At 73.0% G+C, this 14,288-nt stretch carries 21 protein-coding genes and 1 pseudogene; 13 read left to right on the top strand and 9 right to left on the bottom strand.

Annotated elements, in window-relative coordinates; translation table 11 throughout:
* Nucleotides 1-131 precede the first annotated feature (131 nt).
* The 4 genes from AB0O82_RS28685 to AB0O82_RS28670 all read left to right on the top strand — a co-directional run bounded on the left by AB0O82_RS28685 (nucleotide 132) and on the right by AB0O82_RS28670 (nucleotide 1,695).
* Complete coding sequence (locus tag AB0O82_RS28685) at nucleotides 132-587, top strand: MarR family transcriptional regulator (RefSeq protein WP_363586814.1); 456 nt, start codon at nucleotides 132-134, stop codon at nucleotides 585-587.
* A gap of 149 nt (nucleotides 588-736) precedes the next feature.
* Nucleotides 737-886 carry a hypothetical protein gene (locus AB0O82_RS28680; RefSeq protein WP_363586813.1) on the top strand — a complete coding sequence of 50 codons (150 nt, stop codon included), beginning with the start codon at nucleotides 737-739 and terminating at the stop codon, nucleotides 884-886.
* 51 nt (nucleotides 887-937) lie between these two features.
* Nucleotides 938-1,258, top strand: coding sequence for an RICIN domain-containing protein (locus AB0O82_RS28675; protein ID WP_363586812.1), 321 nt, complete (start codon nucleotides 938-940; stop codon nucleotides 1,256-1,258).
* Entirely contained in the window at nucleotides 1,234-1,695 is a 462-nt protein-coding gene (locus AB0O82_RS28670) for a hypothetical protein (protein WP_363586811.1), read from the top strand. Before AB0O82_RS28675 ends, AB0O82_RS28670 begins: the two co-directional genes overlap by 25 nt.
* Before the next feature lie 116 nt (nucleotides 1,696-1,811).
* On the opposite strand, the gene AB0O82_RS28665 is transcribed toward AB0O82_RS28670, so the two are convergent.
* The 3 genes from AB0O82_RS28665 to AB0O82_RS28655 form a co-directional block, all read right to left on the bottom strand.
* A complete protein-coding gene (locus tag AB0O82_RS28665) occupies nucleotides 1,812-2,279 on the bottom strand; it encodes an NUDIX domain-containing protein (protein ID WP_363586810.1) in 468 nt (155 codons plus the stop codon).
* 75 nt (nucleotides 2,280-2,354) lie between these two features.
* A complete protein-coding gene (locus tag AB0O82_RS28660) occupies nucleotides 2,355-2,594 on the bottom strand; it encodes a hypothetical protein (RefSeq protein ID WP_363586809.1) in 240 nt (79 codons plus the stop codon).
* A gap of 11 nt (nucleotides 2,595-2,605) precedes the next feature.
* On the bottom strand, nucleotides 2,606-2,803 hold the full coding sequence (locus AB0O82_RS28655; RefSeq protein ID WP_363586808.1) for a hypothetical protein: 198 nt from the start codon (nucleotides 2,801-2,803) through the stop codon (nucleotides 2,606-2,608).
* A gap of 116 nt (nucleotides 2,804-2,919) precedes the next feature.
* Here AB0O82_RS28655 and AB0O82_RS28650 point away from each other — a divergent pair, with 116 nt between their 5' ends.
* Complete coding sequence (locus tag AB0O82_RS28650) at nucleotides 2,920-3,762, top strand: helix-turn-helix transcriptional regulator (protein WP_363586807.1); 843 nt, start codon at nucleotides 2,920-2,922, stop codon at nucleotides 3,760-3,762.
* The gene (locus AB0O82_RS28645) at nucleotides 3,747-3,953 is read left to right on the top strand and encodes a DUF397 domain-containing protein (protein ID WP_363586806.1); all 207 of its coding nucleotides are present in this window, start codon (nucleotides 3,747-3,749) and stop codon (nucleotides 3,951-3,953) included. Before AB0O82_RS28650 ends, AB0O82_RS28645 begins: the two co-directional genes overlap by 16 nt.
* A gap of 69 nt (nucleotides 3,954-4,022) precedes the next feature.
* Here AB0O82_RS28645 and AB0O82_RS28640 read toward each other — a convergent pair whose 3' ends face one another.
* Entirely contained in the window at nucleotides 4,023-4,217 is a 195-nt protein-coding gene (locus AB0O82_RS28640) for a DUF4253 domain-containing protein (protein ID WP_363586839.1), read from the bottom strand.
* On the opposite strand from AB0O82_RS28640, the pseudogene AB0O82_RS28635 reads away from it, so the two are divergent.
* The 4 genes and pseudogenes from AB0O82_RS28635 to AB0O82_RS28620 all read left to right on the top strand — a co-directional run.
* Nucleotides 4,206-4,517, top strand: a pseudogene (locus AB0O82_RS28635) (Scr1 family TA system antitoxin-like transcriptional regulator); the annotation flags it as partial. The gene AB0O82_RS28640 and the pseudogene AB0O82_RS28635 overlap by 12 nt on opposite strands.
* Before the next feature lie 82 nt (nucleotides 4,518-4,599).
* Nucleotides 4,600-4,812, top strand: a complete 213-nt coding sequence (locus tag AB0O82_RS28630) for a DUF397 domain-containing protein (protein ID WP_363586805.1) — start codon at nucleotides 4,600-4,602, stop codon at nucleotides 4,810-4,812.
* A 359-nt stretch (nucleotides 4,813-5,171) separates the two neighbouring features.
* Nucleotides 5,172-5,978 (top strand): SDR family oxidoreductase, encoded by an 807-nt coding sequence (locus tag AB0O82_RS28625; protein WP_363586804.1) that lies wholly within the window; start codon nucleotides 5,172-5,174, stop codon nucleotides 5,976-5,978.
* A 36-nt stretch (nucleotides 5,979-6,014) separates the two neighbouring features.
* Entirely contained in the window at nucleotides 6,015-6,899 is an 885-nt protein-coding gene (locus AB0O82_RS28620) for a helix-turn-helix transcriptional regulator (RefSeq protein ID WP_363586838.1), read from the top strand.
* Between the two features lie 63 nt (nucleotides 6,900-6,962).
* Here the strand turns inward: AB0O82_RS28620 and AB0O82_RS28615 are convergent, their stop codons facing one another.
* The 5 genes from AB0O82_RS28615 to AB0O82_RS28595 all read right to left on the bottom strand — a co-directional run bounded on the left by AB0O82_RS28615 (nucleotide 6,963) and on the right by AB0O82_RS28595 (nucleotide 11,280).
* Nucleotides 6,963-7,787, bottom strand: coding sequence for a DUF4253 domain-containing protein (locus tag AB0O82_RS28615; RefSeq protein ID WP_363586803.1), 825 nt, complete (start codon nucleotides 7,785-7,787; stop codon nucleotides 6,963-6,965).
* Between the two features lie 76 nt (nucleotides 7,788-7,863).
* On the bottom strand, nucleotides 7,864-8,862 hold the full coding sequence (locus tag AB0O82_RS28610; RefSeq protein ID WP_363586802.1) for an aldo/keto reductase: 999 nt from the start codon (nucleotides 8,860-8,862) through the stop codon (nucleotides 7,864-7,866).
* Between the two features lie 147 nt (nucleotides 8,863-9,009).
* Nucleotides 9,010-9,840 carry a serine protease gene (locus tag AB0O82_RS28605; RefSeq protein ID WP_363586801.1) on the bottom strand — a complete coding sequence of 277 codons (831 nt, stop codon included), beginning with the start codon at nucleotides 9,838-9,840 and terminating at the stop codon, nucleotides 9,010-9,012.
* A 121-nt stretch (nucleotides 9,841-9,961) separates the two neighbouring features.
* Nucleotides 9,962-10,501: a hypothetical protein gene (locus AB0O82_RS28600; RefSeq protein ID WP_363586800.1), complete on the bottom strand. Its 540-nt coding sequence runs from the start codon at nucleotides 10,499-10,501 to the stop codon at nucleotides 9,962-9,964.
* A 140-nt stretch (nucleotides 10,502-10,641) separates the two neighbouring features.
* Entirely contained in the window at nucleotides 10,642-11,280 is a 639-nt protein-coding gene (locus tag AB0O82_RS28595) for a PH domain-containing protein (RefSeq protein ID WP_363586799.1), read from the bottom strand.
* Between the two features lie 357 nt (nucleotides 11,281-11,637).
* On the opposite strand from AB0O82_RS28595, the gene AB0O82_RS28590 reads away from it, so the two are divergent.
* From AB0O82_RS28590 to AB0O82_RS28580, 3 genes are all read left to right on the top strand, one after another.
* Nucleotides 11,638-12,084, top strand: coding sequence for an XRE family transcriptional regulator (locus AB0O82_RS28590; RefSeq protein WP_363586798.1), 447 nt, complete (start codon nucleotides 11,638-11,640; stop codon nucleotides 12,082-12,084).
* A gap of 168 nt (nucleotides 12,085-12,252) precedes the next feature.
* Nucleotides 12,253-12,822 (top strand): ParH-like protein, encoded by a 570-nt coding sequence (locus tag AB0O82_RS28585; protein WP_363586797.1) that lies wholly within the window; start codon nucleotides 12,253-12,255, stop codon nucleotides 12,820-12,822.
* A complete protein-coding gene (locus AB0O82_RS28580; protein ID WP_363586796.1) occupies nucleotides 12,819-14,258 on the top strand; it encodes an MAB_1171c family putative transporter in 1,440 nt (479 codons plus the stop codon). The genes AB0O82_RS28585 and AB0O82_RS28580 overlap by 4 nt, the downstream gene beginning before the upstream one ends.
* The last annotated feature ends 30 nt before the right edge of the window (nucleotides 14,259-14,288 follow it).

Below are 14,288 nucleotides of genomic sequence, written 5' to 3'. Positions count from 1 at the left end.
GCATATTATGTGCATCGAGCACACTACATGGCCGGGTCACGCCGTCACACCCCTTTGCCATACTGGACAAGGCCCGCGAAACCCGCAGGTCAGCGGTGCGGCGATGAGGGTGAAGGGCGAAGGACGACGGCATGGGCGAACGTACGGACCTGGTCGAGTTCGAGTACATGGTGCTCGGCCGCCACCACTACCTGAGCCAGTCCGCCGCCCGCCCGCGCGGCAGCACCCTGGAGCGCAGCGCGTACATCCTGCTCAGCCGCATCCGCATCCAGGGCCCGATGTCCATCGGCGAGCTGAGCGAGGCCTTCAACCTCGACGCCTCCACCCTCAACCGGCAGACCGCCGCCATGACCCGGGCCGGCCTGGTCGAGCGGATCGCCGACCCCGACGGCGGGATGGCCCGCAAGTTCCGCCTCACCGACGAGGGCGACCGCCGCCTCGACGAGGAGCGCGAGGCCCACGTGGAGGCCCTGGACCGGGTGATGGCCGGCTGGTCCGCCCAGGACGTCACCACCTTCGCCGCCTACCTGCGCCGCTTCAACACCGACATCGAGCACCTCGACGGGCGCCCCTGGCCGCGCCCCTGACCAGTCGGGTGTCGAACGACCCCCAGGAAACTGGGATACCGGCGATTGATCGCGCGCTGACAAGCTGACCGCGGCGGACGGACCGGGTGGCCCGGGGGCCCTCCGGACCGGCCGCCGCCCCTCGTCGTCTCCCCTCCTTGGAGAGCACTGTGCGTTCGCTAGTCCGGCGTATCGTCCTCGGCATCGCGCTCGCCCTGACCGGCCTGGTGCTGGTCCCGGGCGGCTCGGCCTCGGCCGACACCCCCTCGACGGTCCTGTTCAACCAGAAGTCCGAGCGCTGTCCCAACGGCGCGATATAGGGCGGACAGGGTCTGCACCCCTGCGCGCCGTCCGACAACCCGGGCCAGTGGGTGTTCAAGCCCGTCCCGGGCCTGCCGAGCGTCTACACCGTCAACAACGCCGCCGACCAGCGCTCCTGCCTGACCGTCGACAGCACCCCCTCCGGCGTCCAGTGCTACGCCAACGACACCTCGCAGATGTGGCGGGTCACGCCGTGGACCGCGGCCGACAGCACGCCGCGCTACGGCCTGCTCGGGATCCGGCTGCAGAACATCTCCACCTCCCAGTGCCTCGACAACACCGAGCACCGGATCGGCGGCGGCTGGCGGCTCTACATGTTCGACTGCAACCAGGGCGGTTACCAGGAGTGGGACATCGCCCGCAACACCTAACCTACGAGGCCCTGTTCGGCGGCGTCGCCACCCACAACGGCATGACCTGGGCCACCCTTGAGCAGCGCGCCGACAACGTCGTGCACGTCGGCAACGACAACAGCAGCAACGCGTACAGCGGCGACACCCCCGCCACCGCGCAGCTGCCCGTACTGTGCCTCAAGCAGGACGGCCGCCCCGCCCCCGCCGGCGTGCCCACCAGCGGCTACCACAGCTGGGCCGGCGGCGAGGTGAAGGCCACCATCCCCACCTCCGGCAGCCAGCTCACCAGCCGGGCCGCCGCCGACCAGCTCTGCGCCGGCTACTTCGGCACCGGCTTCCGGATGGCCGAGTTCCACGACGCCAACGGCTGGGGCCTGTGGGCCAACGGCACCCTGCCCGCCGGCACCCGCTTCTGGACCGCCATCACCGACCAGCCGGCCAACCTCTGGAGCTGACCGCAGCTGAACGAGAAGGGGCGGGCGCCTGGCGCCCGCCCCTTCTCGCTGCCGAAGCGCCCAACGCGTCACCGACTGGGCCGATGTGGGCGCCGACCCCAACCCGGCGGTGCCGATCAGGTCGCGCGCTGTCCGTGGAGGAGGACGGGCAGCGCGCGGCCCGCCAACGCCTCGCTGACGCGGGCGGCTTGGGAGGGCGCCATGACGTCGGGGAGCCGGCGGACGGGGACGAAGCGGGCGCCGAACAGGCCGCTGCGGTGCTGCGGCGGGACGGTCAGGCGGACGTCGTCGCGCACGGTGCCGCCGTCGAAGACCAGGTTGAGGCGCTCCAGGTGGCGGTCGGCCGGGGTGAAGTCGACGGCCAGGACGTCGGCGAGGCGCAGGTTGAGGCCGGTCTCGGCGTGGAGGTGGCGGGCGGCGGCGAGGTTGGGGGGCTCGTTGGGCTGGGCGGCGCCGCCGGGGAGGAGGAGGCCGTCCATGTAGTCCGGGTCGACGAGCAGGACGTCGCCGCGCGGGTTGCGCACGAGGACGAGGCAGCCGAGCCGGCACACGGGCGGCTTGGCGAGCAGGCGGGGGTCTTGCATCGGGCGGTTCACTTCCTGAGGGCGGCGAGGAGTACGAGGGAGAAGCCCGCCCACCACAGCAGGCGGACCAGGAGTTCAGCCGTCACGCGTCAGGCGCTCGTAGCGCAGGCCCTTGCGCAACAGGTCCACGACCCGCAGGAGTTCGAACGGGCGGGCGCAGCCCAGGCTGATCAGGTAGCAGCCGGTCCTGCGGCCGTGCTCCCAATCCACCTCGATGGACGGCAACGTGACGCCACTCAGGGCGAGGACGGCCGTCAGGTCGTCCAGGACGTCGGCCGCCTGGCGCCGCTGGTCGGCGGTCACGCGGGAGAGCATCGAGGACACGCTCACTCCCCCGGCCGCTTGTGGACCTCGAAGACGCGCCAGGCACTCCAGGCCTCGGAGAAGGAGCCGAACCCGCCGAGCTCACCGTCCGGTTGACGCAGCAACTCCCGGGTGACCTCGTTGCGGACCCGGTAGAGGCGGGCCCCGGTGTCCCAGCGCACGCCGTAGCCATGGAGGCGGGGAACCTGGGTATCGGCCATGGAAATAACCTTCCGCAATCAGCGTTTCACGTTCCGTACACATGGTGGCCCGACATCACCTAGCATCGGAAGCGGTAGACGACTTGACCTCGGTAGCACTGAGAGTTGGAGCAGCCATGGTGAACATCAAGGAAATTGACCCGAAGTCATCCCCGTGGGCCGCCTTCGGGATCCAACTCCGCAGGTCACGCATGGCGATGGGCCTCAAGCAGGAACAGCTCGCGCGCAGGATCGGTGTCCACCCGTCCTACGTCTCGTTCGTCGAACTTGCGCAGCGCCCGCCGAGTGAGAAGTTTGCTACCAAGGCCGATGAGATCCTGCAGACGGGCGGGACCCTGCTGCTGATGTACTGGCAGCTCCGCCACACAGCTTTGGTGCCGGGCTTCCCCGAGTACGCGAACTACGAGGCCCGCGCAGAGAAGATCAAGCTCTTCGAAATCAACGTGATTCCAGGACTGCTACAGACCCGGGCATACGCAACCGCTTGGGAGCAGGGCAATCTCCGACGAGGAACCGTCACACCAGAACAGGCCCAGGAGCGAATCGAATTCCTGCTCGCCCGACAAAACATCCACGCCCGCACTTCGCCACCACTTCTGCACGCGGTGATGGACGAGAGCTGCCTCAGGCGGCCCATTGGCGGCCGCGACACCATGATCGAGCAGCTGATCCACCTCGAACATCTCGCCAAGCAGCCCAACATCATCATCCAGGTGGCCCCGTACTCGCTAGGCGAGGACAGGCCGTTCACGCGCCTGGTGCACCTCCTTACCATGCCAGGACGCAAAATGCTCTCTTACGGCGAGATCGAGCAGCGAGGCTACATCGATCGAGATACTGAGACGATTGCTGCGCTGGCCGACGACTACGATCGGCTCGTAGTCGAAGCCATGAGCCAGGCCGACTCGGTGGCCATGATCCGCGCGGTACGGAGGGACTTTGAATGGATGTCGACCTGACTGACACCGGCTGGAGGAAGAGCTCATACAGCGGTAGCGGCGGCACGTGCGTGGAGGTCGCCAACGGCTTCACCGATGTGCAGCCCGTCCGCGATTCCAAGGACCCCGACGGCCCGGTCCTCCTCTTCCCCTCCGCCGCCTGGCAGGCGTTCGTCACCGCCGTCCGCACCGGCGAATTCGGCACCAGCTGACGTCGCCTGACGTTTGCAGGCCGACGGGGTTCGTCGGCCCCGAACTCGGCAGCGGGAACGGGTGCCGGGTCAGTCCCACCAGAACGACCACTGGTGGGAGGCGACGAGGCGTTCGGCGTAGGCGGCCAGAGTGCCGGCGCCCTGGAAGACGAGGTCGGGGCAGAAGGCGGTGTGCTCGGCGGCCAGCGGAAGGGCCTCGGCAAGCGTGACGGGCGGGACGGCGACGCTCAACTCCAGGGTGTCGAATCCGACATGGCCCGGCAGAAGTTCCTGGAACGCACACCCTCGCCCCTGGTCTTCGTCGCCCTCGACGAGAGTGCTCTTCGGTGGCGACTCGGTGGCCCCGCCGTCATGGCGGAACAGCTCCAGCGGCTCGAAGACCTGGCGGAAGGACTGCCGAACGTCCTGGTGCAGGTCGTCCCCTTCACCATGGGGGTCCACCGGTCGTTCCGCTCGGCCGTCACGCTGCTGACCGTCGGGGACAACGCCCAGTTCGGGTACACCGAGACACTGCACCGGGGTTTCCTCGAACGCGATCGGGCCACTGTCGTGACGTGGCGCAGGAGATACGATCGTCTTCAGGTAGACGCGCCGCCCAGGGCCGAGTCCCTGGCCGTGATCAGAGCATCCGGAAGGAACTGGCACCATGAGCTTCCGCCCCGATCTGTCCTCTGCCCACTGGGTCAAGTCCTCCCACAGCTCCGACGGGGGTCAGTGCGTCGAGGTCGCGCCCGGCTTCCCGAGCGTCATGCCCGTCCGTGACTCCAAGGACCCCCACGGCCCGGCCCTCCTCTTCCCCTCCGCCGCCTGGCAGACCTTCGTCACCGCCGTCCGCACCGGCGAATTCGGCGCCAGCTGAAGTCCCTCGATGGCGTCGCCGACCCGGGCCGGGGCGGCGGCGCCTGACGGTGTCGCTCTGGATGACGAGCCGTCGCTGAGCCACCTCTGCCCAGACGGTGGGCGAGCCTGGCGGGGCACGGCCTGCGGTGGCTCGATGCCCCCGACGGCCCCGAACTCGGCGGTGGGAGCGGGTGCCGGGGTCAGCGCATCAGGCGAGGGGGGCTCTCACAGTACCTGTATCACCAGGGTCTCCCAGACGTTCAAAACGCCTGTCACCATGGACACACACCGCAGCTTCAACCCCATCGGTTCAATTCAGCTGCCCCGAATGCGCGACCGTGTCGGCGAATTCTTCCACGACAGAACAGACGGAGACCAATGGCGGACAACCAATTCACCACTCACGCGGAACTTTTCGATCTGAGTGGGAAGTACGCCCTTGTCACCGGCGGCACCAGGGGAATCGGGCTGATGATAGCGCGCGGCCTTCTCCAGGCGGGCGCCCGCGTCGTCATCAGCTCGCGCAAGGCAGACGCGTGCGCGGAGGCACAGCATCTGCTGTCCGAATTCGGCGACGTTCGAGCAATCCCCGCCGACCTGTCCAGGCACGACGAGTGTCAGCGCCTCGCCGATCTTGTCCAGGTCGGCTCGGAACGCCTGGACATCCTTGTCAACAACGCGGGAGCGATGTGGCGCGAGCCGCTGGCGACGTTCCCGGACGAGGCCTGGGACGCGGTGATCGACCTCAACCTCAAGTCGCCGTTCTGGCTGGTGCAGGCGCTGCTCCCCGCACTTCGCAGGGCGGGCACCGCCGATGATCCCGCGCGGATCATCAACATCGGCAGTATCGCCGCCATCCACGTCGCCCAGTCGCCCAACTACTCGTACGCCAGCAGCAAAGCGGCACTCCATCAACTCACCAGGGTGCTTGCCAGGGAGCTGGGCCCGCAGCACGTCACGGTGAACGCGGTGGCACCGGGAGTGTTCCCGTCACGGATGACGGCGTCCACGCTCGATGCCGTCGGCGACACGATCGCGGCGGCGGCCCCTCTGCGCCGGATCGGCCGCGACGACGACATGGCGGGTGTCGCCGTGTTTCTCGCCAGCCGGGCCGGGTCCTACCTCACGGGCACCGTCATCCCGGTGGACGGCGGCATCGCGACGACCGCATCGGGCACCCCTTAGACTGCGGGACCGGCTTACGGTGAGGGGATGGCCGCGATGGATCTGCGCACCGAGATCCGGGAGTTCCTCAGCTCGCGTCGCGCCCGCATCGCACCCGCGCAGGCGGGCCTGCCCGCTTACGGCGGCAACCGTCGGGTCAAGGGTCTGCGCCGCGAGGAGGTGGCGCTACTGGCGGGGGTATCGGTCGACTACTACGTGCGCATGGAGCGCGGCAGGCTCGCCGGTGCCTCCGATGGCGTGCTCGGCGCGCTGGCCTCCGCCCTGCAACTCGACGAGGCCGAGCGCGACCACCTGTTCCACCTCGCGCGCCAGTCCACGGCGCCCAGCGGCCCACGCCGGCGCAGGCCTGCCGTGACGGTGCGCTCGACGCTGCAGCAGGTGCTCGACGCGATCTCCGGTGCGCCGGCCTGGATCGGTAACGGCCGTTACGACGTGCTCGCCACGAACCAACTCGCTCGCGCGCTGTATTCACCGGTGCTGGCCGACGCGCGACGGCCCGCGAACACCGCGCGGTTCGTCTATCTGAACCCCGAGGCGGCCAGGGATTTCTTTGTCGACTACGACCACATTGCCGGTGGCGTGGCCGCGAAGCTGCGCATGGAAGCCGGCCGCGATCCGCACGACGAGGAGCTGATCGCCCTGGTCGGCGAACTGTCGACGTCCAGTGAGCTGTTCCGGCAGCGGTGGGCATCTCAGGACGTGCGGCTGCACCGGTCCGGCCGCAAGCGTGTGCGCCATCCGATCGTGGGCCGGCTCGACTTGGACGTCGAGTCCCTCGGACTGCCCGCCGAACCCGGCCTGCACCTCAACGTCTACACCGCACCCGCGGGCACACCGACCGCTGACAATCTGGCGCTCCTGGCGTCGTGGGCGGCCACCCAACGGGCGCCGGCGACCGAGCTCGAAGCGCACAACGGATAGTCCAGCCCCTTCAGCCGTACTGGTCCGGTGGATCCGGACTCGGTGGCGGGAACGGGTGCCGGGTCAGTCCCACCAGAACGACCACTGGTGGGCGGCGACGAGGCGTTCGGCGTAGGCGGTCAGGGTGCCGGTGCCCTGGAAGACGAGGTCGGGGCAGAAGGCGGTGTGCTCGGCGGCCAGCGGGAGGGCCTCGGCGAGCGTGGCGGGCGGGACGGCGACGCTCAACTCCAGGGTGTCGAAACCGACTTGGACGACCTGGGCGCCGAAGCGGCGTTCCCAGTCGGCGAGTACGGCGGCGATCTTGGCGGTGTCGTCCTCGTGGTTGAGCGGGCCGCTCCAGCCGCAGGCGGCCAGCGCCTCGGCGCCGCTGCCCGCCTCGACCAGGCCCAGGCGCGCGTCCCGTACGGACAGCAGCACGTCGGCCAGGCCGCGGGCCTCGATGCCGGGGGCTCCGTCGGGGACGGCGGCGGCGGGGGCGGTGCCGGGCCAGGCGGGGCCGAAGGGGGCCAGGGCGGCGTGGAGTTCGGCGGCTTCCTCGGCGTCGAGCGGGCTCTCGGGCGGGCTCTCGGGCGCGTCCTCGTCGGTGCCGCCGAGCTGCTGCCACCAGCGGCGCAGCAGGGCGTCGGGGTCGTAGAGGGTGGGGTCGGAGGCGGAGGCCGGGAAGAGTTCGCCGGACAGCCAGGGGCGGTAGTCTGCGCCGTCGCCGAGGGGGACGAGCAGCAGCGGCCACAGGCCGGACTGCGGGTGGGCGCGGTGGAGTTGCTGCCACAGGCCGGCGGGGGCGGGGGCGTCGCTGATCCACAGCAGCGGCTCCGGCCCGTCCTCGCCGCCGACCAGACGGCCGGGCGGGAGGGTGGCGGGCAGGAGACGGGACAGGTCCGAGGTCATGCGGCCACCGTAGGGGCGGTCACTGACACGGGAGTTCGGGCGGCGGGGTTCGGGCCCGCGGTGCGGCGGGGGCGGTTCAGGACCAGGGCAGGGCGGCGCGGGTGCGCCAGTACTCCGGGGCGGGTTCGGCCAGGGTGGCGAGGGCGGCCAGGTCGTCGGGGGTGGGGTGCAGGGTGGCGGCGGTGAGGTTGGAGGCGAGCTGGTCGACGGTCGCCGCGCCGGACAGGACGAGGTCGGCCCAAGGCTGGGCGGCGGCCGCGGCCAGGGCGAGGGCGTCGAGGGGCGCGCCGGTGCGGGCGGCGAGGGCGCGCAGTGCGGCGGTGTCGTCCCCGGTGGCGTTGCGCCCGGCGAGGCGGCCGTTGGCCATGCCCTCCTTGACGACGACCAGCCAGCCGGCGGCGTGGGCTTCGGCCAGGGCGGGGGCGGCGGAGGGTTCGAGGAGGTTCCAGGTGGCCTGGACGGCGGTGAACAGCGGGCGGCCGTCCACGGTGACGGCCAGGGCGGCGCGGATGGTGTCCGCCTGGGCCGGGCCGCTGGTGGACAGGCCGACCCGTACGCCCTCCCCGGCCAGGTCGGCCAGGCGGGCGTGCAGGGCGGTGTCGGTCAGGGCGGGGCTGTCGGGGGTGACGGAGTGGACCAGGTAGACGTCCAGGTGCGGGCCCAGCAGGGAGCGGGTCTCGTGGAGCTGGCGGTCGAACACCGCCGTGGAGTGCTCCTTGACCTCGTGCGCGGCCACCCCGGTGGTCTGCCAGCCGGCCGTGTAGGTGTAGCCCCACTTGCTGCCGACCGTCACCTCGGCCGCGGCCGCGGGGTGTTCGGCGAGCCACTGGGCGACGAACTCCTCGGCGCGGCCGTAGGAGCGGGCGGTGTCGAGGTAGCGCACGCCCGCGGCGTAGGCGGCGTCGAGCAGGGCGTGGGTGCGGTCGCGCAGCGCCTCGACGGTGCGTTCGGCGGGCAGGTCGCCGTCACGCCCGAGGGTGATGTAGCCGGGCCGGCCGACGGCCGCGGTGCCCAGGCCGTACCGCGCGATCGGCGGGCGGTCGGCGGCGGCTCCGGTGGCGGGGTCGGTCGGCATGGCGGGGTCTCCTCGGGCGCGACGGTGCTCACCTGGGACTTTACCGTCGGGTCGGCCGGCGTATCCGGCCGCCGGGGTCAGGCGGTCGGCCGGATCGGCCGGTCAGTCAGTCAGTCAGGCCAAGGCAGGTCAGCCGGGTCAGCCAGGTCAGCCGGCGGCGATGGTGGCCTGGATCCAGTCGGCGTAGGCGCGCACGTCGGTGTACAGGCCCGGGCCTCCGGTGCAGGGGACGCCCGGGGCGCCGGGGCCGGAGGTGGTGCCGATGAGCTCCCAGCGGCCGCCGCGGCCGCGCTGGAGCTGCGGGCCGCCGGAGTCGCCGACGCAGGCCATGGCCTTCGGGGTGGGGCTGGTCGTGCACAGGCGGGTGGGGCCGGCGTAGCCGGGGGCGCAGTCGGCCACGGCGCCGCGGCGGGTGTCGAGCTCCTGGAGGCGGTCGGGGAAGACCATCTCCTCGAACTTGGGGGTGTCGACGACGGTGCCGAAGCCGAGCAACCGGGTCGGGGTGCCGGGCGGGCCGGGGCGCTGGGCGACGGGGAGGGGCCGCTGGGCGACGGGGCGGTCCAGGCGCACCAGGGCGAGGTCGTCGTAGTTGGGGCGGGTCTGGCCGTCGCCGAAGCTGAAGCCGGGGTGGACCACGGTGCGGGTGATGGCCCGGACGGTGCCGCCGCTCTTGCGGTGCGCGCTGCCGATGCGCACGATGCCGTCGAGCTTCAGTTCGTTCTCCGGGGGGCTCGTGACGCAGTGGGCGGCGGTCAGGACCCACTGGGGGTCGATCAGGGTGGCGCCGCAGGTGCCGTCGGCTATCTGCTTGGCACTCATCGGGATCGTGGCCATGAACGGGTAGCGCTCGGTGGAGTCGTGGCCGTTGACGATCGCTTGGGCGCTTCCGGTCATGGCGGTGGCGCCCAGGGCGGCGGCGACGGCGGCGACGGCGGTGGCGCGGGCGGCGCGGCGGCGGACGGTCTTGCGCAGGAGCACGGGTGACGGCCTTTCGGATCGGTTGGTTCGGATGCGTCCAGCCAACCCTGCGGCGCCCGTCCGGGACATCCGGGCAGCGGGCCACCGTGCCCGGGGGCTGTCCCCCGGGCACGGTGGCGGGCTACCAGGGGGTCGCGGTGGGCCGGGCGTTGGTGCCCGGGGCCTGCGCCGGCCTGGGCGCGGGAGTGGCCGCGGGCCGGGAAGCGGGCGCGGGGGCGGGCGCGCCGAAGTCGCCGACGTCGCCGGAGGAGGTGCGGATGGCCCGGGGCGCGGAGGGCCGCAGGGAGTCGGCGGGGCGCACGGCCCGGACGGGGGCGAGGACGGGGGCCGGGGCGAGGCTCTGGTCGAGGCGGACGACGAAGTTGACGTAGTCCAGGGGCTTGTCGGGCCAGTGGCAGTCGTTGCTGGTCAGCAGGCGGCTGCGGACGCCGTCGCGTTCGGTGACGGGCCCGGGGGTGACGCGCAGGTTCGGCTGCCAGCTGCGGCCCCACAGGTGGTGTTCCAGGGTCAGCGTCCAGCTGTCCTCGTCGACTTCCAGGGTGGCGCCGACCCGGCCGGGCAGCGTCCGGGTGCCGTAGGGGCCGCGCACCACCGCGCGCTGGTCGAAGCTGGCGTTCTTGCCGACCACGGTGATCCGCCATGCGCCGTGGAACCTGAGCATCGCCGCACTCCTGACGTCCTGGCGCGCCGTCCGGGCGGGCGCGCTTCCGTCGGGGTCAACGGCTGCGGGGCGGTGGGCGGCTCAGCGGTGGGCGGCTCAAAGGGCCGGGGCGGGCTGCGCGGGCCCGGTCCGGTCCCGGTTCAGGCGGCGTCGGGGCGGGCGGCGGGCCGAGCGGCGAGGGACGCGCCGGGGGCGGTGTGGGCGAGCGCCGGGTAGCCGTGCGCGGTGAGGACGAGGTCGGCGTAGCGGCGGTCGTCGAAGGGGACGCCGTGGCGCCGGAGCAGGTCGAACAGTTCGGCGAGGCGGCGGGGTTCGGTGCCGCGCGGCAGCCCGTCGCGGGTGGTGCCCAGGATGCCGAGGACCGGCCCGTACAGGTGTGCGGCGCGGGCGATGCGGGCGGCACGGGCGGTCCGGCGGGGTGCCGGGGTCAGGCGCAGCAGCAGGACGAGCCGGTGGGCGCCGGAGTCGGCGTCCTGCCCGGCGTCCATCGTGAGCCCCTGGATGTCCCGCCACCGGTAGCGGCGCGGGACGAACGCCCGTACGAGGGTGAGGCCGTGGTCGTCGGCGCGCAGCCAGAAGCCGTACGGGACGGGCAGGGCCACGCCCAGGACGGCCGCGCTCGACAGCAGCAGCGCGGGGACGGCGCCCATCCGGCCTGCGTCCCCGGTGTCGGCGAGCACGATGCCCATCGCCAGGGCGAGCACGCAGCCGACGGGGGCGCCGGCGGCTCGCCACAGGAAGCCCAGCCGCACCGTCTGGTGTCGCGGCGCCGTGCTCACGGGCGCCTCCTTCCCACGTCGTGCCGTCGGTGGGGCCGACCGGTCCGGCCGGTCCCGTCTCGGGCGTCGATGCCTGGCGGTCCCAGGGGAGTCGGTCACGCTACCGGCCTGCCGAGATCGTTCGGCCGATCCGAGGGAAACGTCAAATGTCTTTAACACGAACGGACTTGATGGTCAGTCAGCTTGACTGGTCCGCCCGCGGTCCAGGATGTCAGCCGCCGACGGAGGGGTCAACTGACGTTGATTGGCGGTATCTTGTGATCCACGCCAGCTGATGCCGTTGGGTTATCGTGACCTGGCCGGCCCTGCCCGCCCGCCAGGAGGAGACGTGCGGGGCCCCGGTGAGGAGGGCGGGCCATGGCGGAATCGAACCGGGAGGACGGACCGGTGGAACTGTCCGGGCTCGCGGCCAGGATCGAGGCGCTGTTCCACACCGTCCGCAGACCCGACCGCGAGCAGTACACCAACGAAGAGGTGGCCCGGGCCTGCCGCGAGGCGACCGGGGAGTCGTTCTCCACCACCTACCTGTGGCAGCTGCGCACCGGGCGCCGGGACAACCCGACCAAGCGCCACCTGGAGGCGCTCGCCCAGTTCTTCCAGGTCCCGCCCGCGTACTTCTTCGACGAGCGGCAGGGCGCGGAGATCGCCAAGGAGCTCGCGCTGCTCGGCGCGCTGCGCGACGCGGGCGTGCGCAGCCTGGCGCTGCGCGCGGTCGGCCTCTCCTCCGAGGGCCTGGACACGGTCAGCGAGCTGATCGACGTCATCGCCCGCCGGGACGCGGCCCGCCGGAACCCGGCGCCCTGACGCCGGCGGCGCGGGCCGCGGGCGGGGCGGACGGGGTCCGGGGCTGACTGGGTCCGGGGCGGACGGGGCGCGGGGGGCTACGAAGACGGGGGCCAGGCACGGAGGCGGAGCCACGGCGGTCGGGAGATCGGGGGGAACGGGGCCGCTGATCGAGAAGGGGAACACAGCGTGCGGGACGACAGGTGCTACCGATCGGCGCTGCGCCGCTGCCGGCGGATGGCCGAACAGCTGGAACTGCCGAGCCCGTTCGACACCACCGTGCTACTGGAGCAAATCGCCCGCCGGCGGGGACGGCCGATCGACCTGCTGCCGGTGGCCGCCCGGCCCAACGCGCCCTGCGGGCTGCTGGTGTCCACCCGGGAGGCGGACTACATCCTGTACACCGCCGACACCAGCGCGCTGCACCGCCGGCACATCCTGGTCCACGAGATCGCCCACCTGCTCCTGGACCACGCCGGCTCCGCGCCGCTCGGCCCGGCCGCGGACCTCCTGCCGCACCTGTCCCCCGACCTGGTCCGGCGGGTGCTCGGGCGCACCGGCTACGACGAGCCCCAGGAACGCGAGGCCGAGCTGCTGGCCTCCCTCATCCTCAGCCGGGCCGCCAAGGCCGACGCCGCGCACCCGCCCGGCCCCGCCCCGCACCCGGACTCGCTGGACGTCCTGGACGCCCTGCTCACCGGCGAGCCCGGCCCCGCCGGCGACCGGGCGGCCGACGGCCGGGCGGCGGGGCGTCCGTGAGCGGCCTCGTCCTCTACGGCGTCGCGCTGTTCTTCGCCCTGAGCGCCTGCCACTTCGCCCGCGGCCGCCGGACCAACCCGCGCGCCATCGCCCGCTACAGTTGCTACGCCACCGCGCTGCTCGCCGCCGCCCTGCTGCTGCTCGCCCCGCCCACCGTCCAGGCCGCCGACCGGCTGCACCGGCTCGGGATCGCGCCCGCCGTGCCCGTCCTGCTCGGCGACGTACTGCGCATCGGCGCGGCCTGCGCGATCCGGCTGCTGGCCGGCGTCCTGCGCGATCCCGAGGGCGTGTCTGACAATTCGCGGCGGATCAGCGCGCGGCGGTGGGCGCCCGGCTGGGCGTGCCGGCGAAGCGTCCTCGTACTGGGCCGTACTTGGGCGTTTCGCCGGTGCGTCCAGGCGGGATGCCCGGCGTCGTGCGCCCGGCGGGAATTGTCAGACACGCCCGACCTTCCCCGCCGCGCGGTGCGGCGCCAGCTCGCCCTGCTGGCCGGCGTCCTGGGGGTGCGGGCGGTCCTGTTCGTCGCCGCCGCGCCGGGCCTGGATGCCTCCGACCTCACCGCCGCGCCCTCCACCGGCGCCCGTCTGGCACTGGCCGGGTACACCGCCGCCGGCGTGCTCTACCTCGCCTACTGCCTCACCGCCCTGCTGCGCCAGCTCGCCCGGCTCGCCCGCGCCGCCGCGCCCGGGCGCCAGCGCAGCGGGCTGCGGCTGCTCACGCTGAGCCTGGTCGCGGGCCTGCTGTGGAACGCCTGGGGCGTCGACGACGTCGTCCAGGCGGCGGCCACCGGCACCCAGGCCGGCGCCGAGGACGCCCTGTGCGGCGTCCTGGGCCTGCTGTGCGTGGCGCTGCTCGCGGCGGGCCTGGGCACCACGGTGTGGCCGGCCGCGCACGCCGCCGTCCGCGGCTGGCTGCGCGCCCACCGCCGCTACCGGGCGCTGGCCCCGCTCTGGCGGGACCTGCACACCGTGCTGCCGGAGATCGCGCTCGCGCCGGCCAGCCGCCTGCCGCTGCTGCCGCCGCGCGACCCGCAGTTCGCCCTGTACCGGCGGATCATCGAGATCCACGACGCCCGGCTGATCCTGCGCCAGCACCTCGACCCGCGGACCCCGCGGTGGCTCGCCGCCGCCGCCTCGCGCTTCCCCCCGTCCGCCGCCCGGGCCGGCGCCACCGCCGAGGCCGCCGCGCTGGCCGCCGCGCTGGAACGCGCGGCCGCCGGCGCCCGACCCAACCCCGACACCCCGCGCACCGCCCCGGCGGCCGAACCGCCGCACGCCCTGGGACAGGACCTGGAGTCCGAGGCCGACCACCTGGCCCACCTCACCCGCGTCTACGCCACCTGCCCGGCCGTCGCCGAGGTACGGGCCCGTGCCCGCGCCGCCGCCCCCTCCCCCGCCGCTCCCGACCCCGACCCGGTCGCGAGCCCCGCGCGATGAGCCGCCGGACCGGCCGGGGGCAGCCCGGCC

The organism is Kitasatospora sp. NPDC088264 (assembly GCF_040685715.1).
Classification (GTDB): domain Bacteria; phylum Actinomycetota; class Actinomycetes; order Streptomycetales; family Streptomycetaceae; genus Kitasatospora.
The sequence above is the reverse complement of the archived record's forward strand: the minus strand, read 5'-3'. Positions and strand labels throughout refer to the sequence as shown.

What these genes read in the sequence shown, in the direction of transcription:
- AB0O82_RS28685 (WP_363586814.1), top strand. Translation starts at nt 132, where the DNA reads ATGGGCGAACGTACGGACCTGGTCGAGTTCGAGTACATGGTGCTCGGC.
- AB0O82_RS28665 (WP_363586810.1), bottom strand. Translation starts at nt 2,279, where the DNA reads ATGCAAGACCCCCGCCTGCTCGCCAAGCCGCCCGTGTGCCGGCTCGGC.
- AB0O82_RS28660 (WP_363586809.1), bottom strand. Translation starts at nt 2,594, where the DNA reads ATGCTCTCCCGCGTGACCGCCGACCAGCGGCGCCAGGCGGCCGACGTC.
- AB0O82_RS28655 (WP_363586808.1), bottom strand. Translation starts at nt 2,803, where the DNA reads ATGGCCGATACCCAGGTTCCCCGCCTCCATGGCTACGGCGTGCGCTGG.
- AB0O82_RS28650 (WP_363586807.1), top strand. Translation starts at nt 2,920, where the DNA reads ATGGTGAACATCAAGGAAATTGACCCGAAGTCATCCCCGTGGGCCGCC.
- AB0O82_RS28645 (WP_363586806.1), top strand. Translation starts at nt 3,747, where the DNA reads ATGGATGTCGACCTGACTGACACCGGCTGGAGGAAGAGCTCATACAGC.
- AB0O82_RS28630 (WP_363586805.1), top strand. Translation starts at nt 4,600, where the DNA reads ATGAGCTTCCGCCCCGATCTGTCCTCTGCCCACTGGGTCAAGTCCTCC.
- AB0O82_RS28625 (WP_363586804.1), top strand. Translation starts at nt 5,172, where the DNA reads ATGGCGGACAACCAATTCACCACTCACGCGGAACTTTTCGATCTGAGT.
- AB0O82_RS28620 (WP_363586838.1), top strand. Translation starts at nt 6,015, where the DNA reads ATGGATCTGCGCACCGAGATCCGGGAGTTCCTCAGCTCGCGTCGCGCC.
- AB0O82_RS28615 (WP_363586803.1), bottom strand. Translation starts at nt 7,787, where the DNA reads ATGACCTCGGACCTGTCCCGTCTCCTGCCCGCCACCCTCCCGCCCGGC.
- AB0O82_RS28610 (WP_363586802.1), bottom strand. Translation starts at nt 8,862, where the DNA reads ATGCCGACCGACCCCGCCACCGGAGCCGCCGCCGACCGCCCGCCGATC.
- AB0O82_RS28600 (WP_363586800.1), bottom strand. Translation starts at nt 10,501, where the DNA reads ATGCTCAGGTTCCACGGCGCATGGCGGATCACCGTGGTCGGCAAGAAC.
- AB0O82_RS28590 (WP_363586798.1), top strand. Translation starts at nt 11,638, where the DNA reads ATGGCGGAATCGAACCGGGAGGACGGACCGGTGGAACTGTCCGGGCTC.